At 45.4% G+C, this 21,713-nt stretch carries 25 protein-coding genes and 1 tRNA gene; 14 read left to right on the forward strand and 12 right to left on the reverse strand.

Features of this window, described 5'->3' with window-relative positions; translation table 11 throughout:
• Window positions 1–17: 17 nt before the first annotated feature.
• From B5D42_RS13470 to B5D42_RS13480, 3 genes are all read right to left on the reverse strand, one after another.
• Complete coding sequence (locus B5D42_RS13470) at window positions 18–1,001, reverse strand: glycosyltransferase family 9 protein (protein WP_078832040.1); 984 nt, start codon at window positions 999–1,001, stop codon at window positions 18–20.
• Between the two features lie 27 nt (window positions 1,002–1,028).
• On the reverse strand, window positions 1,029–1,250 hold the full coding sequence (locus B5D42_RS13475) for a hypothetical protein (protein WP_078832041.1): 222 nt from the start codon (window positions 1,248–1,250) through the stop codon (window positions 1,029–1,031).
• A 137-nt stretch (window positions 1,251–1,387) separates the two neighbouring features.
• Window positions 1,388–1,960, reverse strand: a complete 573-nt coding sequence (locus B5D42_RS13480) for an L-threonylcarbamoyladenylate synthase (RefSeq protein ID WP_176113015.1) — start codon at window positions 1,958–1,960, stop codon at window positions 1,388–1,390.
• A gap of 91 nt (window positions 1,961–2,051) precedes the next feature.
• On the opposite strand from B5D42_RS13480, the gene B5D42_RS13485 reads away from it, so the two are divergent.
• From B5D42_RS13485 to B5D42_RS13510, 6 genes are all read left to right on the forward strand, one after another.
• Window positions 2,052–2,867 (forward strand): 2,3,4,5-tetrahydropyridine-2,6-dicarboxylate N-succinyltransferase, encoded by an 816-nt coding sequence (locus B5D42_RS13485; RefSeq protein ID WP_078832104.1) that lies wholly within the window; start codon window positions 2,052–2,054, stop codon window positions 2,865–2,867.
• A gap of 56 nt (window positions 2,868–2,923) precedes the next feature.
• On the forward strand, window positions 2,924–3,853 hold the full coding sequence (locus B5D42_RS13490; protein ID WP_078832042.1) for a DMT family transporter: 930 nt from the start codon (window positions 2,924–2,926) through the stop codon (window positions 3,851–3,853).
• A gap of 117 nt (window positions 3,854–3,970) precedes the next feature.
• A complete protein-coding gene (locus B5D42_RS13495; RefSeq protein ID WP_139367161.1) occupies window positions 3,971–4,702 on the forward strand; it encodes a LiaF transmembrane domain-containing protein in 732 nt (243 codons plus the stop codon).
• Between the two features lie 27 nt (window positions 4,703–4,729).
• Window positions 4,730–5,089 carry a DUF4288 domain-containing protein gene (locus tag B5D42_RS13500; RefSeq protein WP_078832105.1) on the forward strand — a complete coding sequence of 120 codons (360 nt, stop codon included), beginning with the start codon at window positions 4,730–4,732 and terminating at the stop codon, window positions 5,087–5,089.
• A gap of 5 nt (window positions 5,090–5,094) precedes the next feature.
• Window positions 5,095–6,138, forward strand: a complete 1,044-nt coding sequence (locus B5D42_RS13505; RefSeq protein WP_078832044.1) for a sensor histidine kinase — start codon at window positions 5,095–5,097, stop codon at window positions 6,136–6,138.
• Window positions 6,135–6,872, forward strand: a complete 738-nt coding sequence (locus B5D42_RS13510) for a LytR/AlgR family response regulator transcription factor (protein WP_245825689.1) — start codon at window positions 6,135–6,137, stop codon at window positions 6,870–6,872. The genes B5D42_RS13505 and B5D42_RS13510 overlap by 4 nt, the downstream gene beginning before the upstream one ends.
• On the opposite strand, the gene B5D42_RS13515 is transcribed toward B5D42_RS13510, so the two are convergent.
• The 5 genes from B5D42_RS13515 to B5D42_RS13535 all read right to left on the reverse strand — a co-directional run bounded on the left by B5D42_RS13515 (window position 6,867) and on the right by B5D42_RS13535 (window position 12,243).
• On the reverse strand, window positions 6,867–7,256 hold the full coding sequence (locus B5D42_RS13515) for a response regulator (RefSeq protein WP_176113016.1): 390 nt from the start codon (window positions 7,254–7,256) through the stop codon (window positions 6,867–6,869). The two genes, B5D42_RS13510 and B5D42_RS13515, sit on opposite strands and share 6 nt — an antisense overlap.
• A 346-nt stretch (window positions 7,257–7,602) precedes the next feature.
• Entirely contained in the window at window positions 7,603–8,229 is a 627-nt protein-coding gene (locus B5D42_RS13520; protein WP_078832047.1) for a response regulator, read from the reverse strand.
• Window positions 8,230–8,972: 743 nt separating this feature from the next.
• Entirely contained in the window at window positions 8,973–9,392 is a 420-nt protein-coding gene (locus B5D42_RS13525; protein ID WP_078832048.1) for a response regulator, read from the reverse strand.
• Window positions 9,389–11,578 (reverse strand): ABC transporter substrate-binding protein, encoded by a 2,190-nt coding sequence (locus B5D42_RS13530; protein ID WP_176113017.1) that lies wholly within the window; start codon window positions 11,576–11,578, stop codon window positions 9,389–9,391. The genes B5D42_RS13525 and B5D42_RS13530 overlap by 4 nt, the downstream gene beginning before the upstream one ends.
• A gap of 347 nt (window positions 11,579–11,925) precedes the next feature.
• The gene (locus B5D42_RS13535; protein WP_078832050.1) at window positions 11,926–12,243 is read right to left on the reverse strand and encodes a peptidase associated/transthyretin-like domain-containing protein; all 318 of its coding nucleotides are present in this window, start codon (window positions 12,241–12,243) and stop codon (window positions 11,926–11,928) included.
• Between the two features lie 102 nt (window positions 12,244–12,345).
• Here B5D42_RS13535 and B5D42_RS13540 point away from each other — a divergent pair, with 102 nt between their 5' ends.
• The 3 genes from B5D42_RS13540 (at window position 12,346) to B5D42_RS13545 (ending at window position 13,384) form a co-directional block, all read left to right on the forward strand.
• A complete protein-coding gene (locus B5D42_RS13540; RefSeq protein WP_078832051.1) occupies window positions 12,346–12,651 on the forward strand; it encodes a hypothetical protein in 306 nt (101 codons plus the stop codon).
• Complete coding sequence (locus B5D42_RS17930; protein ID WP_176113018.1) at window positions 12,644–12,802, forward strand: hypothetical protein; 159 nt, start codon at window positions 12,644–12,646, stop codon at window positions 12,800–12,802. Before B5D42_RS13540 ends, B5D42_RS17930 begins: the two co-directional genes overlap by 8 nt.
• A 213-nt stretch (window positions 12,803–13,015) precedes the next feature.
• Window positions 13,016–13,384 carry a DUF1801 domain-containing protein gene (locus B5D42_RS13545; RefSeq protein ID WP_078832052.1) on the forward strand — a complete coding sequence of 123 codons (369 nt, stop codon included), beginning with the start codon at window positions 13,016–13,018 and terminating at the stop codon, window positions 13,382–13,384.
• A gap of 41 nt (window positions 13,385–13,425) precedes the next feature.
• Here the strand turns inward: B5D42_RS13545 and B5D42_RS13550 are convergent, their stop codons facing one another.
• The 3 genes from B5D42_RS13550 to B5D42_RS13560 all read right to left on the reverse strand — a co-directional run bounded on the left by B5D42_RS13550 (window position 13,426) and on the right by B5D42_RS13560 (window position 15,831).
• Window positions 13,426–14,394, reverse strand: a complete 969-nt coding sequence (locus B5D42_RS13550) for a hypothetical protein (protein WP_139367163.1) — start codon at window positions 14,392–14,394, stop codon at window positions 13,426–13,428.
• Window positions 14,395–14,665: 271 nt separating this feature from the next.
• Window positions 14,666–14,749 (reverse strand) — tRNA-Leu (locus B5D42_RS13555).
• 101 nt (window positions 14,750–14,850) lie between these two features.
• A complete protein-coding gene (locus B5D42_RS13560; RefSeq protein ID WP_245825691.1) occupies window positions 14,851–15,831 on the reverse strand; it encodes a LuxE/PaaK family acyltransferase in 981 nt (326 codons plus the stop codon).
• Between the two features lie 49 nt (window positions 15,832–15,880).
• Here B5D42_RS13560 and B5D42_RS13565 point away from each other — a divergent pair, with 49 nt between their 5' ends.
• From B5D42_RS13565 to B5D42_RS13580, 4 genes are all read left to right on the forward strand, one after another.
• A complete protein-coding gene (locus B5D42_RS13565; RefSeq protein ID WP_078832054.1) occupies window positions 15,881–16,324 on the forward strand; it encodes a hypothetical protein in 444 nt (147 codons plus the stop codon).
• A 160-nt stretch (window positions 16,325–16,484) separates the two neighbouring features.
• Window positions 16,485–17,264 (forward strand): UbiA prenyltransferase family protein, encoded by a 780-nt coding sequence (locus tag B5D42_RS13570; RefSeq protein WP_078832055.1) that lies wholly within the window; start codon window positions 16,485–16,487, stop codon window positions 17,262–17,264.
• A gap of 39 nt (window positions 17,265–17,303) precedes the next feature.
• The gene (locus B5D42_RS13575; protein ID WP_078832056.1) at window positions 17,304–18,419 is read left to right on the forward strand and encodes a M42 family metallopeptidase; all 1,116 of its coding nucleotides are present in this window, start codon (window positions 17,304–17,306) and stop codon (window positions 18,417–18,419) included.
• 36 nt (window positions 18,420–18,455) lie between these two features.
• Window positions 18,456–19,271, forward strand: a complete 816-nt coding sequence (locus B5D42_RS13580; protein ID WP_078832057.1) for a type 1 glutamine amidotransferase — start codon at window positions 18,456–18,458, stop codon at window positions 19,269–19,271.
• Between the two features lie 129 nt (window positions 19,272–19,400).
• On the opposite strand, the gene B5D42_RS13585 is transcribed toward B5D42_RS13580, so the two are convergent.
• Window positions 19,401–19,601, reverse strand: coding sequence for a cold-shock protein (locus B5D42_RS13585; RefSeq protein WP_078832058.1), 201 nt, complete (start codon window positions 19,599–19,601; stop codon window positions 19,401–19,403).
• A 235-nt stretch (window positions 19,602–19,836) separates the two neighbouring features.
• Here B5D42_RS13585 and B5D42_RS13590 point away from each other — a divergent pair, with 235 nt between their 5' ends.
• Window positions 19,837–21,657, forward strand: a complete 1,821-nt coding sequence (locus B5D42_RS13590; protein WP_078832059.1) for a M61 family metallopeptidase — start codon at window positions 19,837–19,839, stop codon at window positions 21,655–21,657.
• Window positions 21,658–21,713 lie beyond the last annotated feature (56 nt).

Genomic DNA, 21,713 nt, shown 5'->3' on the forward strand with positions numbered 1-21,713 from the left:
GTTTGCGCTTGCGGTTATCACAGTGTGGCCAGTAATTGGTTGTTGCCGATCTGCCTTGCGCAGTTAAAATGCCCCAGCGGGCAGGCTTTATAACCGTGTAAACCGCAGGGGCGGCAATCAAGTGCATAGGGTGTTTCTACAATATGGCGGTTGTCAGACAAAGGTCCGTAGCCAAATGCAGGCACAGTGGAGCAGTAAACGGCCGTAACAGGGGCATTCACTGCAGAAGCAAAATGCATGGGAGCAGAATCGTTCACATAATTCATCCTTGCATCACGCATCAGCGCTGCAGACTCGAGGAAATTAAGTTTGCCTGCAAGGACAGTTATATTTTTACGGCCTGCTGATGCGGCAATGGTCTCGCATAAAGACAGATCGCCGGGAGCACCCAGCAAAAACACCTGCAGGTCTGAAGGCAGTGAATTGATAAATGTGATCCATTGCTCCGCCGGGAACTGTTTGGTAAACCATACAGATGCCGGACCGATGCAGATATAGGGCATGTTCTTATAACCCCGCACCGCATTTTCGTCTGCCGCAGCCGGATAAAGTCTTGGTTTAGCAGCCTGTGCATCGGTAAAAGCTGCGATCAGCCGGTGGTTGCGTTCGGTCTCATGCATGCCTTCATCGAATGCATGCGGGATCACATCTGTAAAAAGAAAGCTGAAGGGGTTTTTATTAAAGCCAACAGTTCTTGCGGCACCCGAAAATGCCGTGATCAGGCCGGTTGCAGCGTAACGCTGAACATTCACCACCAGGTCATATTTGCGCTTGCGGATCTTTGCGATCATCGCAAAAAGGTTCCTGTATTTGGCCTGCTTTTTATTCCAGACCAGCGTTTCGCGCAGGAAAGGATGTCCGCTGAAAAGCTGTTCATTGCCTTTTCTTACCAGCATATCGATAGCGGCTTGCGGATAAGCTGCATGCAGTTTTTCGATCAGCGCTGTTGCAAGCACTACATCTCCTATAAAAGCTGTCTGAACAACCAGTATTTTCTGCATCGTGCAAAACTAAGGATTCGCCTGCTGTTATTCGTATTCCAGCTCATTGCTGAAAAATTCCCAGTCGAAGAGGACATAACTGGATGAAATGGCTTTGAGAAGATTCTTTCTTTTTTTAAGGCGCTGGTGCCCCTGATCGCTGTGCTGCGCTTCGGAACGGATCGCATGACGGTCCAGGCCAAGGTTGAGGATTGCCTTGACAAAGGATTTCATTTTATCTGTCGGTACATCAAGTATTACCCTTGCCATACGCCAGCGTTTTTGTAATTATTAAGTTACGGTTAAAAAGTAATAAAAGCAAGAAAAATCGTGCCGGTATCAAAAAGATGATAAACAGGTAATATCTGCTGCCTTGTGAGGAAAATTTGCTGAAAACCGGGCATCGGTTACGGGCGGATCACTGTTAATGTGCCGTTTTTTTCCCATTTTATGATGGAAGACGGGCGTGCGGGCGTCAGTTCATCCTGGCGGTGTTCCACGATATAATCCACTCCCTGTTTAATGGCGATATCGATATCGGGGAATAGTTGTGGTGAAGGATACCCTGAAATATTGGCCGAAGTACTCACGATCGGCTTACGGAAGCGCCGGATCAGGTGCCTGCAGAAATCGTCTGAGCAGATGCGGATGGCAACAGTTCCATCCTGCGCCAGCAGGTTATCTGCAAGCCCTATTCCGCCTTCGTAAATAACGGTAGTGGGTTTGTTCACGCCTTTGATATAATCGAAGATCTGCAGATCAGGCTGCGTTACGTATTGCAGGATCTCACGTTCGTCGGCCACCAGCACGATCATGGCTTTACTGTCCGATCGTTGTTTCAGCGCATAGATCCTGCTTACGGCTTCCGCGTTGGTAGCATCACAGCCAATACCCCAGATGGTATCTGTAGGGTAAAGGATCAGTCCGCCGCTGTTCAGCACCCGGAGACATGCATCAATATCGTTTTGAAAAGGCAGCATAATGGTATTCGAATGGCGGCAAATTACAAATTGTATGAGAACTGACAATCTGCTTAAGCACTATATTGTATTTTTACAGCAAAAACAGGGCATGCAACATTTAAAATCATTGATCCTGGAAGCCTGGGATAACAGAGAATTACTGAAAGAAGTGACTTATAACGATGCCGTACGCACGGTAATAGAAGAAGTGGACAAGGGCCGGTTGAGGGTGGCTTCGCCTGTTGATGGTAACTGGGAAGTGAATGAATGGGTAAAGCAGGCCATCCTGATGTATTTCAGTATCCAGCAGATGAAAACCTGGACCCTGGAGCCTTTTGAGTTTTACGATAAAATGCAGCTGAAAAGCAATTACAAAGACCTCGGTGTACGCGCCGTTCCGCATGCAGTTGCACGCTATGGTGCTTACCTGGCCAAAAATGTGGTACTGATGCCCAGTTATGTGAACATCGGGGCTTATGTAGATGAAGGAACCATGGTAGATACCTGGGCAACCGTAGGCAGCTGTGCACAGATCGGTAAAGGTGTTCACCTGAGCGGCGGCGTTGGTATCGGCGGGGTACTGGAACCGCTGCAGGCCAGCCCGGTGATCATTGAAGACGGCTGTTTCCTCGGCAGCAGGAGTATCGTGGTGGAAGGTGTGGTGCTCGAAAAAGAAGTAGTGCTGGGAGCGAATGTAGTGCTTACACAATCAACCAAGATCATCGATGTGAGCGGCCCGGAACCGGTAGAATACAAAGGCCGCGTACCGGCAAGAAGTGTAGTGATCCCGGGCAGTTATACCAAAAAATTCAATGCAGGCGAATACCAGGTAAGCTGTGCGCTGATCATCGGTCAGCGTAAAGCCAGCACCGACCTCAAAACAAGTCTCAACGATGCATTACGCGACTTCAACGTAAGCGTATAGAATCTTATGCGGGAAGAAAACCGTTCGCTGTTTCTTCCCGCATCTATATACCATTTATGACCTCTCAGCCTTCACAACGTATCACACTCGCAGGTTTTATCATCACATTACTGGGCGCGATCTTCTTTTCTACAAAAGCCATTATTGTAAAGCTCGCATTCCAGGATACGAAGGTTGATGCACTTACCCTGCTTACGTTGCGGATGTTATTTTCCCTTCCTTTTTATATCCTTGCTATCTGGCTGGGCGCACGCAAAGAAAAAGCAACACCGCTCAGTACAAAACAATGGCTGCAGGTAGCGGTGACAGGCATTTTAGGTTATTACCTGAGCAGCCTGTTTGATTTCATCGGACTGCAATATGTTTCAGCGGGGCTGGAAAGACTGATCCTGTTCCTCTATCCTACTTTCGCGGTACTGATCAACACATTCCTGTTCAAATCGCCGCTGCACCGTACACAGGTGATCGCATTGCTGCTGACCTATACGGGCATCGGCATTGCTTATGCGGGAGAATTGCATGCAGATACATCAGCACCCGGTTTCTTTTACGGATCGTTCATGATCTTTCTCTGTGCGGTAACCTATTCCCTGTACCTGGTAGGCACCGGCCGGCTGGTGAATAAAACCGGGGCAACACGGTATACGGCTTATACCATGATGGCAGCAACAGCAGGTATCTTTATTCATTTCGCGCTGACAAAACCGCTCAGCAGTATTTCATTCACTCCGGCATTAACAGGTTATTCCATTGCCCTGGCCATCGTGGCAACTGTACTGCCTTCTTTCATGATGAGCAATGGCATGAAAAGGATCGGCAGCAATAATGTAGCGATCATTACCAGCATCGGACCTGTTTCCACCATTTTACAGGCATATTATATTCTTGGTGAACCGCTGCTCCCTCTTCAGCTCTTCGGTACCTTCCTGGTGATCGTGGGTGTACTGATCATCGGCAGAAAAGCCGGTAAAGAACAGGCAGCCTAACCCGCCGGAACGTTTACCGGTCGTTTCCGTGCACTTACCGCCTCTTTGCATCCAACCGCCTAAATGCCCTTTTCTGCGGCAATGTGGTCAGGTATCTTTGCTGTACAATCAATGAAAATGAGACGTACAAATGAACTCCGCAACAATAACAGCCGCTTCTGGACAGGACTGATCCTGCTCCTCGTAGGTGGTGCATTACTTGCAGACCGTATGGGAGCCGGCCTTCCGCACTGGCTGCTCAGCTGGCCGATGATCCTGATCCTGATCGGGCTGGTTACCGGTATCAAACAAGGCTTTCGCAATCTTTCATGGCTGGTACCAACATTACTGGGTACTTTTTTCCTGACGAATGAGATTCTCGAAGACTGGAATATGAAGCTTTATGTATGGCCGCTGGTGATCATTATCCTGGGCATACTGTTCATGATCCGCCCCAACCAAAACAGCAGGTTCTGCCGCAGGAGAAGAGAAGCAGATTACTGGGAGGAGGAATCGGCCAATGCATCCGGAGATGATGTGCTGAACAGTGTTTCGGTTTTCGGCGGGGCAAAAAAAAATATTAGTTCCAAACAGTTCAAAGGCGGAGAGATCACCTGTTTTATGGGTGGTTGCGAAATAAACCTGACCCAGGCAGATCTGGTTGGCACCGCTGTTATTGATGTAACCGTAATGTTCGGTGGCGCCAAGCTGATCATACCGCCACACTGGGAAGTGAGATCCGATACGGTTTCCCTGTTCGCAGGTATAGAAGACAAAAGACCGGTGCAGGTTGGCAAGTTCGATCCGGACAAAGTGATCGTGATCCGCGGAACCACCATTTTCGGTGGTATAGAAATCAAAAGCTATTAAACGCATCATTCCTACAAAACAATGTTTATGAAATGGTACCTGGCAAAACTCGTCTACCGGATTATCTGCGGCAATGGTGAACATTCGGCGCAGTTCGACGAACAGCTGCGCCTTATACATGCCGAAGATGAACTGCATGCTTTCAATAAAGCGCAGCTCCTGGGGCAGCAGGAAGAAGACCTTTTTTACAATCACGATAACCGGCCCGTGCAGTGGAAGTTCATCAATGTAACGGAGCTTCACAAGCTGGAGAACCTAACAGACGGAGCAGAAGTTTATTCCCGTATCCGCGAAGAAGATAACGGCAGCGATTACCAGCATAACGTACATATAAAAGCAGGATATTTGTTACAGGACTGCACTGAACATTTCCTGCAGACGCTCTGAAACCTATGTCACGATCCATCACCAGGGGCAACAAATTCCGCATGATATTTACCGGCTGGTGGCTGGTGTGGATACTGGTGCAGTTCTATGTGGTCTGGAGTTATGGATACAGCCCGGCCATCAGTATTACAGACAGCGCCGTCTGTAATATATTACTCGCAGGCTGCTGTTTGCTGATCGTAAATAACATGAAATATTACCTGCCGCAGCACGAACGCTACTGGTATGTATTACTGATCAGTATCGTTTTAAGCGGTACCTGGCTGCTGGCAGCAAGAACTACGCTTAAAATCGTTTTCAAGAACGAATATGATTACACGGTATTTCTCGGATCATCGCTTACCCTGCGTTATATTTTTGCATTCCTGATGATTGCCTGCATGGCCATGATCAGCCTGTTATGGTATACATTACAGGAGCAGCAGGAAAACCAGAAACGAAAGGAAGATGCAGAAAAGATGGCAAAGGATGCCGAACTGCTCAAACTCAGGCAGCAGCTGCAGCCGCATTTTTTGTTCAACAGCCTCAATTCGGTAAGTGCACTTGCAGGATCGCAACCGGAAAAGGCAAGGCATATGATACAGCAGCTTTCCGATTTCCTGCGCGGCACACTCAAAAAAGAAGAACACCTGCCTGTAACACTCGAGGAGGAAATGCATTACCTGGGCCTCTATCTCGACATTGAAAAAGTACGGTTCGGCAACAGGCTGCAGACAGCTATTGTGATTGATGAAGAAGCAGGCAGGCTGATGATACCCGCCCTGTTACTGCAGCCCGTGGTGGAGAACGCAATCAAGTTCGGTTTATACGATACAACAGGCGATGTGATGATCAGCCTGCATGCAGAGAAAAAGAATGATACGCTCAGGATAACTGTTACCAACCCGTTCGATAAAACAACAGCCATCAGCACACAGGGCACAGGGTTCGGGCTTGCATCAATAGAGAGAAGGCTATTCCTCTTATTTGCCAGAACGGACCTGTTACGTACCACTGCCGGTGAGCAGATTTTTACCACCGAGCTGACCATACCACAATATTCATTATGAAAGCAGTAATCATAGACGACGAAATGCTTGCACGCAGTATTGTAAGAGAATATCTTCAATACCATCCGGATATTGAGATCGTGCAGGAATGCAATGACGGCTTTGAAGGTGTGAAAGCCATACAGCAGCACCAGCCCGACCTGGTTTTCCTGGATATACAGATGCCGAAGATCAACGGTTTTGAGATGCTGGAATTGCTGGAGCAGCCACCTTCCGTCATTTTCACAACAGCATTTGAAGAATATGCGATCAGGGCGTTTGAAACCCATGCAGTGGATTACCTGCTGAAACCATTCAGCAGGGACCGTTTCGACAAAGCGCTTCAGAAATGGCGGCAGCAGGAAACCAGGGAACAGGTGAACAAAACCACGGCTATGCTGGATACGGTTACCAGCAACCAGCAGCAGAATAACAGGGTGGTGCTGAAAGACAACGGTAAGATCAAGATCATACCGGCCGCTAATATCCAGTATCTCGAAGCATCGGACGATTACGTAAAGATCCATACGGCTGAAGGTGTGTTTCTCAAGAACAAGACCATGCAGCATTTCGAAAAAACGCTGGATGAAACACAGTTTGTAAGAATACACCGTTCTTATATCATCAATATCCAGCTCATCACCAGACTCGATCCTTATGAGAAAGAAAGTTATGTAGCCGTATTAAGCATCGGCATGAAATTACCGGTAAGCAGGGCGGGGTATGCGCGGCTGAAAGAAGTGCTGGGGCTATGATTGCTGCACATGCCGGGCTTCCCGGCTTGTCTTTTCTATGATAGATGGTATTACATGAAAGTCGCGGGCTTTGTCCAGAAAATAATCTGCGCCATACTGCAGACATTCTGCCTTATAACCCGAAACCGTATTGTTGGTGAAGATGATCACGAGCGGATGTATGTTTTTCAGGCTCCTGATATCGTTTTTCAGCATTTGTAATCCGTTCTTGCCGGGAAGATTGATATCGAGTATGATAATATCGGGCTTGTATACCTGTAACAGAGGTATTCCGGCTTCAGCGCTCATGGCAGACCTGATCTCACTTACCTGCTCCAGCTCTCCCAGCAACAGCTCCAGGCGCTGCAGGATAAATTCAGAGTCGTCGATTAATAATATTTTCACTTTATTGGCACCCATACACAATCACTCTAAAGATATAAATAAAATCAAAAAGCTTTGAGGGGCTAATCCTGCAAAGCTTTTATATAACGTTAAATAAAAGGTTTTTCAAGGATAATAGCTTGACAGTAAGCAACCCGACAGAACAAAAAGCCCTGTGAATGCCTGTTACGGAGGATACGGGATTGAAAAAGAAACACTTGCAATGCAACACGGAATCGATACCCCACTTAATTGCTATAGTGTTGAACAAAGTAACTTATGCTTTTAAAAGCATGAAATAGTTAGCCTTAAGTAAACAATGTAGTGAAAAAACTACAATAGTGTAGTATATACCTACTCGTCTATTTTATACGATATTATTCTGGATCGCGTAGCGTACGAGATCTGCGTTGGTCTGCATCCGCATTTTATCCATGATCCTGGCCCTGTAAGTGCTGATGGTATTTACATTCAGAGAGAGGATCTCGCCTATTTCTGAAATGCTCTTACCCATTACGATCATTTTGAATACTTCGAATTCGCGGTCGGATAAATGTTCATGTGGAGCTTTTTCACTTTTCTGCTCGAGAGAACCTGCGAGCACTTCTGCCACTTCACTGGTAATATATTTTCTGCCACCCAGGATCTGCTGAACTGCTTTCACCAGTTCGTAGGGAGCACTTTCCTTGGTCAGGTACCCGGAGGCACCGGCCTTGATGGCGCGTACGGCATATTGCTCAGGAGTATGCATACTCAGCATCAGTACAGGCGTCTGAGGTGCATGTTCCTTGATTTGTTTCAGGATCTCTATTCCGGAGTAACCGGGCATGCTAATATCTGAAATGATGATATCCCATTTCTCACTCACTGCCTTTTTAAAAAGGTCAGCTGAATCCGCTACGTCGTGCACTTCCGCAAAAGAGAGCGATTCTTCCAGTATTTTTCTTAATCCCTCCCTGATAAGCGTGTGATCATCTGCAATCAATATTCTCATTTATTCTCCTTTTGAATGTCAGTACAGCAGTTAAACCCACCAAAATTATTTCCTATCCTATATAACCGCTGTTGAACGCTTATTATTGTTTTCGCTGAACAAAAGACGGTTAAATTTTCCGATTTTCTGCAAGAAAAAAACATCTAAATAAATACTTGCATATGAACCTGTTACCATTCTGATACATCGCCCCGGTCACCCCCTGGTTGTTGCGGCACTTTTCGACCGCACATACCCTGGATTAATTCCGGCTTACCTGACACATGGCAGCACAACCAAACGAGTATCTAAGCTAAAAAAAAGAAATGTGATTTCAAATACCCCCGAGATAGTAATTGGATAAGAATTAAAATAAGATAGGGGCGATTTTCAGATCGTCCCTATCTTCTGGTTAACATCAGAATATTGCATTATATCTAAAGGAAATTGGATCGGAGGAAAAATCTGTGGCATCTTAATGCGACAGATTTTAATGGTTTTTTCAGGATATCAGAAAAGAAGATCAACTGATCAACTTTCTGAAACAAAGATACTTTGTCATAATCCCAATCCTTGTAGTAGTATTACTGATATTAGCTGTGGAAAACACTGAATTTACAAGCCGTTTTAACGGGGAAAACACCCGGACAAATTGCTCAAAAACCGTAAAAACACCAGATATAAAAAAAATCGTTTCAAAAATAACTGAAAATCACTATTTTACAAATAGTAAACAAAATCTATCGTGTAGTAATATCACTACACTACCTGCTGCTGGATTCCAGGATCTCGGAGATGCGGTTTTCGTCGAGCGGTTTTGAGAAGATATTACGTACGGATGGGAAACTTTTAGCTTTGTTCATATCCTCATAGTACACTGAAGAAGTGAACATAAATATGCTGATCGCATCCAGTATCTGTGGATCAGCAGAACTTTTGAGTTTGTCGAAGCCTTCGAGAAAATCCCAGCCATCCATTACCGGCATATTGATATCGAGAAGAATAATATCGGGAAGTGTATCCTGGCCTCTAAGTCCGTTCTGTAAAAAATCAAGCGCTTCCCTTCCGTTCTGCATAGCAACCACAACGGCATCGGGCACAGAGAGGCGCAGCATTTCCCTGCTGAGAAAATTCGTTACATCATCGTCATCTATCAACAGGATATGCCAGGGGCCAGACCTCATAATGCTAATTTTATTTTTTTCAGGAAAACATAGAACATCGTTCCCTTCCCTTCAATACTTTCTACTGCTACTTTTCCTTCGAGTGATTCTACCTGGTTCTTGATCAGGTATAAGCCAAGTCCTTTCCCCTCTTTATCATGATGAAAGCGCTGGTACAGACCGAACACTTTATTGCCGTACTTCTCCATATCAATTCCCGTTCCATTGTCCCGCACCGAAAGTATTACAAATTCGCCATCCTGCTCTGTCTGCACATGTATTTCAGGCTGACGGTCTTCTGCGCTGTATTTGATCGCATTCGTTATCAGATTGATCAGTACGCTGTCGATCACTTTACGCGAGTAAGGCATGCTTTCCACTTTTGAAAAATCGTGTGTGATCAGTACATGTTTTTCCCTGATCTCTTCAGACACTGCATCGATTACACCCTGCAGCTGTTTTTCGAAAAAAACTTCTTCCTGTGAATCCGTTTTATGTACCCGCGAAGATAAGATCTCATTGAGATCATCCATCGTGTCTGATAATTTTACAATGCTGGTATTGATCTTCTGGAAAAAGACCTGGTTCCTGTCTGACAACTGTTTCACTTCAAACAATTTCACCAGGCTCAGCAGGTTGGCAACCGGTGCGCGGAGGTTGTGGGATGTGATATACGCGAACTGCTGTAATTCACGGTTGCTGTTCATCAGCTCCTGTGTAAGTTCGTTCAGTTCTATTTCCTTGTGTTTGATATCGTCTATGTCCAGGTGTATCCCTGAAAGTCTTGTTGCCTTGCCTTCTTCATTGCGTTGACTCGCCTTGCTGATGGTAAGGATCCATTTCCATTTACGGTCTTTTGTTTTCATCCTTACGATAGCCTGGTAACTTTCCTTACGTCCTGCAATATGCTCTTCCAGCTGTTCCATCAGCATGCCACGGTCTTCGGGATGCAATAGCGAAGTAAAGGTTTCTATCTTATCCGGAAGATCTGCCACGAGATAGCCCAGCATCTTCTTCCACATATCATTATAATAAACTTTATTGGCTTCGATGTTCCAGTCCCAGATCCCCAGGCCTGCAGCATCCGTTGCCATTTCCAGTCTTTCTTCGCTGAGCTGGAGTCGTTCCTGCGCAAAAGTCCTGTGCAGCACTTCTATCTCCAGTTCGCGCGTGCGCCTGCGTACAGATCTGCGCAATGAGATACCGTATACGAGGATCAGCAGGAAGATCAGCAGCAGGATCACCGAGATATAAGTGATCATGCGCACAAAACCTGAAGAGATGCTTTTACTTTCGTTATAGATAAAATTATGGAGATTCACATCCGGCGGAACCAGGTGGAAATTTTTGTAGATCTCAAGGATATGTTTCCACCGCCCTTCGTTCATATGACCGATCTCGATCATGTCTGGCAGGATCAGCCTGCGCATTTCTTCTGCTTCTGCCAGCAGGTCTTCCCTGGTAATTCCCCTTTCTTTTACACCTGGCATTGTGAGGATATAATCAATGATCTCTTCCGGGTTAGCCATGGCATAATCCCAGCCTTTGAAACTGGCTTTCTGGAACCGGCTTACGCGCATGGGCGAATTGTCCATGGTTCTTTTATCCGTGAACAGCACGTCTCCGTAAAAATCGATCCCGTAGTTGATGGACTGAAGGATGCGTACATCTTTACGCAGCTTACGGAACTGTAACGCCTCCATAGATACATAACCGGTAAGGGCATCGGCTTTACCATCTATAAGGTCCTGGTTATTCCAGGTATGCGGGATGGGGTGAAGTGAATCGAGCGGGATACCTTCTTTTGAGAAAACAGCCTGCAGTTCTACCCAGCCCTGGCCTTCCGACACCATGATCTTTTTACCAACCAGGTCTGTGGGAGAGCTAATATTCTTCTCACTCAGAGAGATAATACAGTAAGGAGAATGCTGGAAAACTGCGCCCAGTGCGATCAGGGGTTTGCCATGCGCATAATGCACCAGCAGGTCCGAACCACTGATACCGAAAGATGCATTTCCTTTCAGCACTTCATCCACAGGATTATGCTTTGCATCGCCCTCTAATAATTTTACATTGAGTTTTTCTTCTGTATAATACCCTTTGAGCACTGCTGCGTAATAACCCGCAAACTGGAACTGGTGGCGCCATTTGAGCTGAACCCTTAGTGTATCGTCTGCTGCATGCAGCCGCAATGCCCCTGGAAGCATTATTATAAGCAGCAGAAATACTGAATACAACCTGGGGTGCATTGGTTATTGGCGTTTTAAATCCGGCTGGCAGCAATACATTTTTACAGTATCTCTGTTCCGGCGGTCTAATGCAAAGAAAATCATTCTGCCCATACTACCTCATTATCTGCCGTTTATTTTGACAAATACCCATTCTGAAACGATAACCTCACTTTAACATTTTGAAACAAATACCCTATAAAACAAGTGGGGTATCACTTCCACGCTTTTATTCCGGCTGTGCAAAGTTTACCTCTGGCTGCATTTAAAAACGATAAAAGGCTCTGTAATCCAGAGCCCTTTTATCGTTTTTGTAAATCTGTAGTTTATTGCGATAATGCAATTTCACCTACATCTGTCGGGCCGCCTTCGTTTACAGTAATATTATCCTTGGATGCATTTTTGTATGGAGCAACCGCCTCGATAATCACACTGTAAGTTCCGGGCTTTACATTACCTATCTCGAAACTCCCGTTTGAAACATCTGTACGGAAAGTATCGGTGGCATTGATTGCCCATGCACGAACGGCTTTGTCAACCGGCGTATAGGTTCCTTTTACTGAACCCTGAGGTAATGGTTTGAAGGCGAAAAAGCCTCCCGCTGCTACTGCAACAGCAACGAGTCCTAACTTGATTTTTTTCATAGTAAAGTGATTTTATTGATTTGAAAAAACCAAGTATCATGCCATCAGGGGCCATTTATTTGCAGGCACAGTTTTTTTAATATAATTCTAATAAGTGCTGTTATGAAAAAAAATGAACGTAAACGATTCTCGGTTGAGCAGTTTGTACGGGAAACCATGCACCTGAAGAAGCCAAGACTGATCCGGTATTGCGAGGAAATACTCGACTGGATCGACAACATGCAGTTCACTAAAAAAAGCGCTTATCCGCCTGAAAGCCGTATTTATATCATTCCTTACAGGCAGATGGTGCTGAAGGTGCTGCAGTTGCTGCGGGGCGCTACACCGGCAGAAGCAGGATTATCTATGGAACAATACCAGCAGCTCGAACCTATTTTAAAAACCGTAAATACTGAAAGAAATGGATAAAGAAAAAGAGACACCCGAAAAAATCCCGCCTGTGATACCAGGCCAGGAACCTGCACCTGAAGTACCTCAACCGCCGCGTGAAGTTCCTGAATCGAGGCCGGAAGAAGTACCTCAGCCCGACAGTACACCGGGCGAATTGCCCAAGCCATAATGGTAAACTATTCAAAGGATCATGGTCAGCTATCAGTTGCCATGATTCTTTTTTACATCCTGCCCAACCAAAAGGCAATAAAATACATCCCCGTTGATTTAACGCCGGAAGCTTCTGCTTAACAAGCATACGTATTTCAAACCGTCTGAATAAACCATAGTTATTGTTTTTCCTGCTGCAGTATATTAGGCAATCAATATACACGACACTGCCATGAAAAGCGAAGACCTTTTTTACGAAACACAACTACCCGTTGTAAAAGAATGCCTGCTCGCGCTCAGGAGCATGATACTCGCACAGGATAAAGAAATTACAACTGCGTGGAAATACGGTATGCCTTTCTTCTGCTACAAGGGAAAAATGTTCTGTTATTTATGGTTCCATAAAAAATACAAGTTGCCATACATCGGTTTTGTAGAAGGTAAGCACCTTGATCATCCGCAACTGATCCAGGAGAAAAGAGCGAGGATGAAGATTTTTTTATGTGATCCGGAGAAGGAGTTGGCGGTGGAGGATATCAGGATGCTGGTGAAAGATGCTTTAGCAGTTTATAAGAAAAAGAGAATAATGGAGAAGGAATAGTATTAGGTTTGCCTGACCGCGCGTTTTGCAATTTCCCTTGACTAATCTGATTCTTTTTGGATTAACTGGAACGTAATGCCTTCATCTTCCATAAACCAGGAATCACTTTCCAAAACAAATGGTATTTCTTTCATACTGGCTTCTTTAATACCAACTTCGGAATTCAGAAAAGGCTGAACAAATAAAAGGTATTTATCGGGATAGTCGATTTGCACATTAATCCCGTTTGTCAGAGTCGCGAATCGCCATGCAACAAACCTATATCTTGCAATTTTGTATTCTATATGATGACTCACATGCAGTCCATCGTGTAAACAACCGGCTTTTTTTAAATCGATATTATATCCACGGTCATTACCTTCGCCGATTGCATAACCAGTCTCTGACAATTTGTTATAATCAAATTTCATTTCTCCGCCGTGTAATAAAGAATGCCTCAATGTAACATCAAAACTGGCCGGGAAATTAAATTCTCCTTTATCAGGCTTCCACCCTGTTTTTTCTTGAATGGTTGCCCCACCAGATCTGCAGATGTAGGATATAACTTCGTCTACTAAAAAAGTATCATTATCGGATTCAGTGATTTTCAAATTATAATTAAGCTGTTCACGGTAGGGTTTGCTGATTGCCGACTGCAGGTTCCCTCTATAGAATTTATAAAATTCCTCGCTTTTTTGGATTTTTCTATCCCCTAACAAAGATTCAAGCGCATTTTTTTCTAACTCAATTACCTTTTCCGGATTGATGATTTTAAGGAAATCTGCCTTAATAACAATGTTTTGTAAACGATGTTCAAAGTAATGGCTCCAGTGATCAGTTTCCAAATACATCCCGAGCAGTATCATAATAATCAGGCCTACTCCAATGTGCGAAAGAAAAATGTTTAACAATTCTACCCAAGGTGAATGCTTATCCAGGTAATGATGAGAAAAGTAATATCCTCCAAGAAATACTACCCCCAAGAAAAACCAAAAATACTTACGCGATGTTATGTGTTTAACCTTAGACATAAATCTGGTTTGACTGCTTCTTAAATATATATTGAATATTTTTAATTTACAAGTCTTACCTTTTGGTATTCGACAGACGCAAAGGACAAGTTTTTCTCTCTAGCTACTTACTGAACTTTATTTGTGATCAAACAATCTCCCAAGTTTTAGGCGTGCCCCTTAATCAATCCCCGAAAAAAGTTCTTGAGCCTCCATAATTCATAAGATTATAAGAAAAGAGGTAACCAAAAAACAAAAGCCGCTGATCATTTCTGATCAGCGGCTTTTTAAGTGCCCAGAACTGGATTCGAACCAGCACACCCGTGAAGGCGCTGCGACCTGAACACAGTGCGTCTACCAATTTCGCCATCTGGGCATTTAGACAAGAGATGTTATTCACATCCCTTCGATTCAGGGGTGCAAATATAAGATCAAAAAGATCAAACCGCCAAAATAATGCAACAAGTTCTGAAAAATTTATACCACCAGCAGGCTGCAGCCCCTGATATCACTGTTATCGAGGCGGCCCCAGACTTCGAAGCTTCCGTCGGGGTAAACCATGCCTACATCTTCCGTAGCAATAAATGATACACTATAGAGGTTCGCCAGGTCTATGATCTGTAAAAGACCACGGCCGCTGGTACGTACTTCTTTGGGATCTTCCTCATCCCGCACAAGCACACGCATCCAGGGCGGGCATACAAACCGGCCCTCGCCTTTTGAATAGGCCTGGCTGAGCAGTTCGGTCATACCGTATTCGGAATGTATTTCATTTACACCCAGCCCCTTTTTCAGTAATCCGTGCACTTCTGCCCGGGTCATTTCCCTGCGGCGGCCTTTCATGCCGCCGGTTTCCATTACAATGGTATGTTTCAACTGCTGCGGGTAGGCTTCGGCAAAATCGAGCAGGCCGAAAGTGACGCCGATCAGCAGGGTCTGCTGTTTATTTTCTTCGAGGTGACGCAGGGTTTTATCGAGCTTGTCGTGTTCGTAGAGATAAAAACCACTGTCGGGGTGACCTGTAAGACCAACCAGTTCATCCACCATCATCACCAGGGAAGAATGCTGCCGTTCCAGGTAGGCCGGCAATAAACCGATGATACACCAGTCGCTGACCGGGCCGTAAAACTGTTCGAATGCTCGTATGAAACTCTGCCTGTAAACAGTGATATCCCTGATCCAGTGCCGGCTGTTGATGGTCTGGGTGGTTCCGCTGCTTTCGAAAAAGATCTCCGTATCGAAATCAGTGGTAGCGATACGGTGCGTTTTAAAAAAAGAAACAGGCAACGAAGGCAGTGCTGCCGGTGTCTTTACAGTAGCCGGGCTGGCGCCCATTAAATCGCACCACTGGCGGTAAACGGGATTATGATCGTACTGGAAACGGAATACTTCCAGGCAGACCTGATCGAATGTTCCGGGTGTAACAGAGAAAATATTGTTAACATCTAAAGTCAACACGGCTGTCTATTGTAATGTTTTAACTAAATTTGAACTGAAAGCAAAGCGAATGAAGACAAAAGTATTGATACTGGCCGCCATTACACTGCTCATCCTGTCGTGCAACAAAGATACCTATAACACCCGCCCCAAGCTAACTTTTAAGGAAGTTAACGGCAATGTGTTCGGGAATGCGCAGGCGGTGATCTTTACCCTCGAGTTTACGGACAAAGAGGGTGATGTGCAGGACAGTCTCTGGGTACAGAAAGTATCGCGTACCAACGGCTGTAATAATTTCGGCGACAGGATCAAGATCCCTGCTTACACTTCAACCAGCAATCTAAAAGGCATTTTCGAAGTAGGATACAGCACCAGCGTCATCCCCAACAGTAATTATACCATATTGCCCAAATGCAGCAAGGACGATACCTGCTACTTTAAATTCTGGGTGAGAGACAATGGTAAAAATGTAAGCGATACCGTAGTATCACCGGATATCGTTATCCTTAAATAAACCGGCCCGCAAACCGGTTGTAAAAAAGCCGCTTATCAACCAGCGATTTACAAACGGATTATTCTTCGGCAATTATTTCTATGGCATCTGTGCGGTAGCATTATCTATAGAAGCCAGTCTGCAGCAGGGTTACAAGCTCAACACACCTGTTTATTATATATTGGTTTTTGCAGCCTGTACGCTGTATTACACACATGCCTATATAGCAGAAGCCCCGGTAAAAAGCGGTAATAAGCGCGCAGAATGGTACCGCGATAACCGGTCATTCGTACGTGCATCGCAGGTGATGCTGACCTGTATCGTTGCGGCCTGTATCCTTATTTTATTATTCCGTTCCGGTTCACATATCATACAGGCAACGGTATGGCAATGGCTGGCAACCGCCATATTCCCGGTAACGGGAGCCTTGTACTATGGCAGTGTTGCGCCGGGGAAAAGTACCCATAATCTCCGCAATAACGGCTGGCTCAAACCTTTTGTGATCGGCTTTGTATGGGCAGGAACTGTTACGGTTTATCCTGTGCTGTTCAAAAGCATAGAAAGCGGGGAACCCTATAACCCGGGAATTTTTAACCTGCTCCTGTTCATCAAGAACCTGATGTATATCACCATGCTCTGCATCATGTTCGATTTTAAGGATTATGCAGCCGATCACAACCAGCAACTCAAAACTTTTGTGGTGAGGATCGGCCTGCGCAGGACACTGTTTTTTATCATTATACCATTGACAATCATAGGATTAGGAACTTTTTTAAGTTTCGCAGTTTTCAGCCGTTTCCCGGCCGGACGTATCGCCGTTAACACCATTCCCTTTATATTGCTGATATTTGTGACCTTGTCTATGCAGCGGCGTAAAAGCATTCTCTATTATCTTGCGATCATAGACGGGCTCATGCTTGTAAAAGCACTCTGTGGCATTGCGGGAATGCTCCTGTGGTAATCTTCCACCAGTTCCTGCAGCCACTTAAAACAAAAGATCATGGCAAAAACGAAAACACAGAAGACAAAAGCAAAATCGATCCTGACAGACCAGTCAATGGTTTTTTTAAAGAATTACCTCAACACCGCATCTCCCGTAGGTTTTGAAAGCGCGGGTCAGCGTGTGTGGCTGGACTATGTTAAACCGTATACCGACACCATTTTTACAGACCCTTACGGTACGGCCGTTGGAGTAATCAATCCTACAGCCCCTTTCAAGGTAGTGATAGAAGCGCATGCAGATGAGATCAGCTGGTTTGTGAATTATATCAACGACCAGGGCCTGATCTACCTCAAACGCAACGGCGGTGTAGACCACCAGGTAGCGCCGGCCAAACGCGTGTGGATCCATGGCAAAAAAGGACCGGTTAAAGCAGTTTTCGGCTGGCCGGCCATCCATACCAGGTTAGGCGGCGATCAGAAAGAGCAGCAGCCGAAAGTAGAGAACCTTTGCCTCGACTGCGGTGCAAGGAGTAAAAAAGAAGTGGAAGACCTGGGTATTCATGTAGGTGCCGTTGTTACCTATGAAGAAGGGTTCGATGAACTGTCGTACGACTTTTACATCGCAAGGGCATTCGATAACCGTGTGGGAGGTTTCATGATTGCGGAAGTAGCAAGGCTGCTGCATGAGAATAAGAAAAAGCTTCCTTTCGGTCTTTATGTGGTGAATGCGGTGCAGGAAGAGATCGGGCTGCGGGGAGCAGAAATGATTGCACGCCGCATCAAACCGGATGTAGCCATTATTACCGATGTAACACATGATACCAGTACCCCCATGATCAACAAGATCATCGAAGGCGATATCCAGTGTGGTAAAGGGCCATCACTTGCTTATGCACCTGCTATCCATAACAAGCTGCTGCAATTGGTGGAGAAAGTAGCAGAAAAGAACGAGATCCCGGTTCAGTTCCGCACGCTCAGCCGCAGCACCGGTACAGATACGGATAGTTTCGCTTATGCAAACGATGGTTGTCCTTCCGTACTGATCTCGATCCCGTTACGGTACATGCACACAACCGTGGAAATGCTGCACAGGAAAGACATCGAAGAAACGATCAGACTGATGTATCATACCCTGCTGGAGTTGACCCCGAAAACCAATCTTTCATACTTCTAAAGTTTCCAGCGCCGAAACAAGTGAAGGCGTTCACCAATGTCTGCTACAAAAAAAATTGCGATACTCGATCTTTATGAAGGGCAGCCCAACCAGGGCATGCGCTGCATCAGGGAGATCATAGACCACTGGGGATCCGCTAATGGAACAGACCTGGTTTATGAAGAATTTGATGTGCGCAGTAAACTGGAAGTGCCCGATACTTCTTTTGACATGTATATATCGAGCGGCGGCCCCGGTTCTCCGCTCGACAGTGAGGGCAGCGAATGGGAGGAACGGTATTTTTCATGGCTGGGAGCTATTGAAAACTGGAATAAGAACAGTGAACAACCTAAAAAACATGTGTTCTTTATCTGCCACAGTTTCCAGCTTGCCTGTCGTCATTATGGTCTTGCAAACGTTTGTAAACGTAATTCCACCGCATTTGGCGTATTCCCGGTTCACCTGCTGGAAGAAGGCGTTCACGAGCCGGTGTTCCGCGGACTGCAGGATCCGTTTTACAGTGTAGACAGCAGGGATTTTCAGGTGATCGAACCTGATAATGAAAAAATGGAAGCCATGGGCGCCAGCATCCTGGCAATAGAGAAAGACCGGCCGCATGTGCCTTATGAAAGAGCCATCATGGGTATCCGTTTCAATCCTTATTTTGTTGGTACACAGTTCCACCCGGAAGCAGATGCAGAGGGGATGCGGATGTACCTGCTGCGCGATGATAAGAAACAGACCGTTATTGAAAATCACGGCGAACCTAAGTGGCAAAGCATGATCGAGCAGCTGCAGGATCCGGACAAGATCCTCTGGACGCATAACCATGTTCTTCCCAATTTCCTGGATCTTGCGCTCAAACAAAACTGATCTCCGCTTGTCTGTACCGTACAGAACAGGTAAAACCTTATCCGGGCGCGAATCCGGTAATAGCTCAAAAGAAAAGCCCCGCAAGACACTTGCAGGGCTTTTTCTATAAGAGATGTTTACGATCGTAAATTAGATGCGTTTAACGTTAACTGCGTTAGGTCCTTTACGTCCTTCCTGGATATCAAAAACAACCCTGTCGTTAGCTTCGATCTGATCGATCAGGCCATTAGCATGTACGAAAGTTTCTTGACTGGAGTTATCATGCTTAATAAAACCAAAACCTTTTTCTTCGTTAAAGAACTTTACAGTTCCCTGAATTTGTGTGTCCATTTGTAAAATTTGTATAAATGAGGGGCAAAGGTAAGGTTAATCACCGCTTCTTCCTAATTAATGTGCTTCCAACCGTCATTTCTAATAAGGCGCTAATCAGGTCGTGAAACGCCGGCGCTGTTGATTTACAATAGGTTCAACCGCTCATAAAGCTCCGCGGGGAGAATCATTTTTTAATCTTTCCTTAGCTTATCTTTAGCAATTAACGCAACCTTCACATTTTTAAAACGATCCGATGAAAAAGATCCTGTCCCTTTCTTTATCACTGCTTTTGTACTATGGATTGCATGCACAGAAAATGCAATACAAGGTTTCTTTCCCTAATGCCGTTCACCACGAAGCACATATAGAGCTTACTGCCAGTGGTATTCCCCTTCAGCCTGCCGTATTCAGAATGAGCCGTTCTTCCCCGGGCCGATATGCAACTCATGAATTCGGGAAAAATGTATATGATGTGAGCGCAAAAGACCTGAAAGGAAATGCACTGGCAGTTAAAAGGATCGACGGCGATGTATATGAAGTTGCCAAACACACCGGTACTGTCACCCTTTCCTACACTTTATACGCCAACTACCCCGATGGTACTTACGCAGGTATCGATCCTGAAAGCATCCATCTGAATATGCCTGCCTGTTTTATGTGGATGAAAGGCCAGGAAAAAGCACCGATCGAGATCAGTTTTGATCTTCCGAAAGAAAACAAGGGCATTTATGCCACGCAGCTGGTGCCTACTTCCAAACCTGGTACATTCACTGCTCCGGGTCTGCAGTATTTCTTCGACAGCCCGACCAAAATCGGCGATCTTGTGATCAAAGAATGGACAGTAAGCAACGCCGACGGAAAAAGCTTTACCATCAGGGTTGCACTGGAAGCCAATGCAACTGCCGATCAGGTGGAAGAATATGTTTCCAAAGTAAAACGCATTGTTGCCGAGGCTAAAGAAGTATTCGGCGAATATCCGGCATACGATTACGGCACTTATACTTTTATTGTAAGCGCCACCCCTTATGTATTCGGCGATGGTATGGAACACCGAAACTCTACCATGATCTCTACTACCATGAACGGCTTTAATGCGAACCGCCTCCAGGGGGTTACCTCCCATGAATATTTCCATAACTGGAACGTTGAGCGCATCAGGCCTAAAACACTTGAACCATTCAATTTCGAAAAAAGCAATATGAGCAATGAGCTCTGGTGTGCCGAAGGTTTCACCCAATATTACGGCGATCTGATACTTGCCAGAGCTGGCCTTAAAGAAGAGCGCAGCCAGTTGGCTACCATGTCGGGCCTTGCTTCCACCAAACTGAACAGCCCTGGCGGCAGGTTCTACTCTCCCGTTGATGCAAGTAATCATGCAGTTTTTGTTGATGCGGCTGTATCCATAGATAAAAACAACTATGGCAACATGTTCACTTCCTACTACACTTACGGCGCTGCTATTGCACTGGCGCTTGACCTGGAACTGCAAAGCCGTTATGGCAAGAGTATAGATGTTTTTATGCAGGCGATGTGGAAGCGTTTTGGAAAAACCGAGATCCCTTACACCATCCCTGCCATGCAGGAAACGCTTGCTTCTGTTTCTGATGCTGCATTTGCCGCTGATTTCTTCCGCAAATACATCAATGGCCATGAAGCTATTGATTACGCTGCCCTTTTCAGCAAAGCTGGTTATGATTTCAAAAACAGCACCGAAGGCAAAGCCACAGCAGGCACCGTGCCACAGCCCGACGAACAGAATAAACTGGTGATCTCAAGAAATACCACACGTGGCACCGCCGCTTATGAAGCAGGACTGGACATCAACGATGAAATTCTCAAACTGGATGAAACAGCGGTAAAATCGAGCGCAGATTTCAACAATTATATCCAGTCGAAAAAACCGGGCGATAAAATAACCATTACTTACAAACACCGTGGTACAGAAAAGACAACAGTGCTTACACTGAAAGAACAGATTTCTTATACGCTGGTACCTTTTGAACAGTCAGGGAAAACAGTAACTGATGCCATGAAAAAAATGCGCGACAGCTGGTTCAAGACAAAAACAAAATAACATTCCCTGTAAATAAATCTCAACGAATAATGCCCCTTTCAAAAAGGGGCGTTGTT

This window comes from Sediminibacterium ginsengisoli, from assembly GCF_900167075.1.
GTDB classification, from domain to species: domain Bacteria; phylum Bacteroidota; class Bacteroidia; order Chitinophagales; family Chitinophagaceae; genus Sediminibacterium; species Sediminibacterium ginsengisoli.

Bases quoted from the DNA above. Each gene is read 5' to 3' on its own strand.
- B5D42_RS13535 (WP_078832050.1), bottom strand. From the start codon at position 12,243: ATGAAAAAAATCAAGTTAGGACTCGTTGCTGTTGCAGTAGCAGCGGGA.
- B5D42_RS13590 (WP_078832059.1), top strand. From the start codon at position 19,837: ATGAAAAAGATCCTGTCCCTTTCTTTATCACTGCTTTTGTACTATGGA.
- B5D42_RS13470 (WP_078832040.1), bottom strand. From the start codon at position 1,001: ATGCAGAAAATACTGGTTGTTCAGACAGCTTTTATAGGAGATGTAGTG.
- B5D42_RS13500 (WP_078832105.1), top strand. From the start codon at position 4,730: ATGAAATGGTACCTGGCAAAACTCGTCTACCGGATTATCTGCGGCAAT.
- B5D42_RS13525 (WP_078832048.1), bottom strand. From the start codon at position 9,392: ATGAGGTCTGGCCCCTGGCATATCCTGTTGATAGATGACGATGATGTA.
- B5D42_RS13475 (WP_078832041.1), bottom strand. From the start codon at position 1,250: ATGGCAAGGGTAATACTTGATGTACCGACAGATAAAATGAAATCCTTT.
- B5D42_RS13575 (WP_078832056.1), top strand. From the start codon at position 17,304: ATGGCAAAAACGAAAACACAGAAGACAAAAGCAAAATCGATCCTGACA.
- B5D42_RS13495 (WP_139367161.1), top strand. From the start codon at position 3,971: ATGAGACGTACAAATGAACTCCGCAACAATAACAGCCGCTTCTGGACA.
- B5D42_RS13540 (WP_078832051.1), top strand. From the start codon at position 12,346: ATGAAAAAAAATGAACGTAAACGATTCTCGGTTGAGCAGTTTGTACGG.
- B5D42_RS13505 (WP_078832044.1), top strand. From the start codon at position 5,095: ATGTCACGATCCATCACCAGGGGCAACAAATTCCGCATGATATTTACC.
- B5D42_RS13565 (WP_078832054.1), top strand. From the start codon at position 15,881: ATGAAGACAAAAGTATTGATACTGGCCGCCATTACACTGCTCATCCTG.
- B5D42_RS13480 (WP_176113015.1), bottom strand. From the start codon at position 1,960: ATGCTGCCTTTTCAAAACGATATTGATGCATGTCTCCGGGTGCTGAAC.
- B5D42_RS13545 (WP_078832052.1), top strand. From the start codon at position 13,016: ATGAAAAGCGAAGACCTTTTTTACGAAACACAACTACCCGTTGTAAAA.
- B5D42_RS13510 (WP_245825689.1), top strand. From the start codon at position 6,135: ATGAAAGCAGTAATCATAGACGACGAAATGCTTGCACGCAGTATTGTA.
- B5D42_RS13485 (WP_078832104.1), top strand. From the start codon at position 2,052: ATGCAACATTTAAAATCATTGATCCTGGAAGCCTGGGATAACAGAGAA.
- B5D42_RS13550 (WP_139367163.1), bottom strand. From the start codon at position 14,394: ATGTCTAAGGTTAAACACATAACATCGCGTAAGTATTTTTGGTTTTTC.
- B5D42_RS13490 (WP_078832042.1), top strand. From the start codon at position 2,924: ATGACCTCTCAGCCTTCACAACGTATCACACTCGCAGGTTTTATCATC.
- B5D42_RS17930 (WP_176113018.1), top strand. From the start codon at position 12,644: ATGGATAAAGAAAAAGAGACACCCGAAAAAATCCCGCCTGTGATACCA.
- B5D42_RS13580 (WP_078832057.1), top strand. From the start codon at position 18,456: ATGTCTGCTACAAAAAAAATTGCGATACTCGATCTTTATGAAGGGCAG.
- B5D42_RS13585 (WP_078832058.1), bottom strand. From the start codon at position 19,601: ATGGACACACAAATTCAGGGAACTGTAAAGTTCTTTAACGAAGAAAAA.
- B5D42_RS13530 (WP_176113017.1), bottom strand. From the start codon at position 11,578: ATGCTTCCAGGGGCATTGCGGCTGCATGCAGCAGACGATACACTAAGG.
- B5D42_RS13520 (WP_078832047.1), bottom strand. From the start codon at position 8,229: ATGAGAATATTGATTGCAGATGATCACACGCTTATCAGGGAGGGATTA.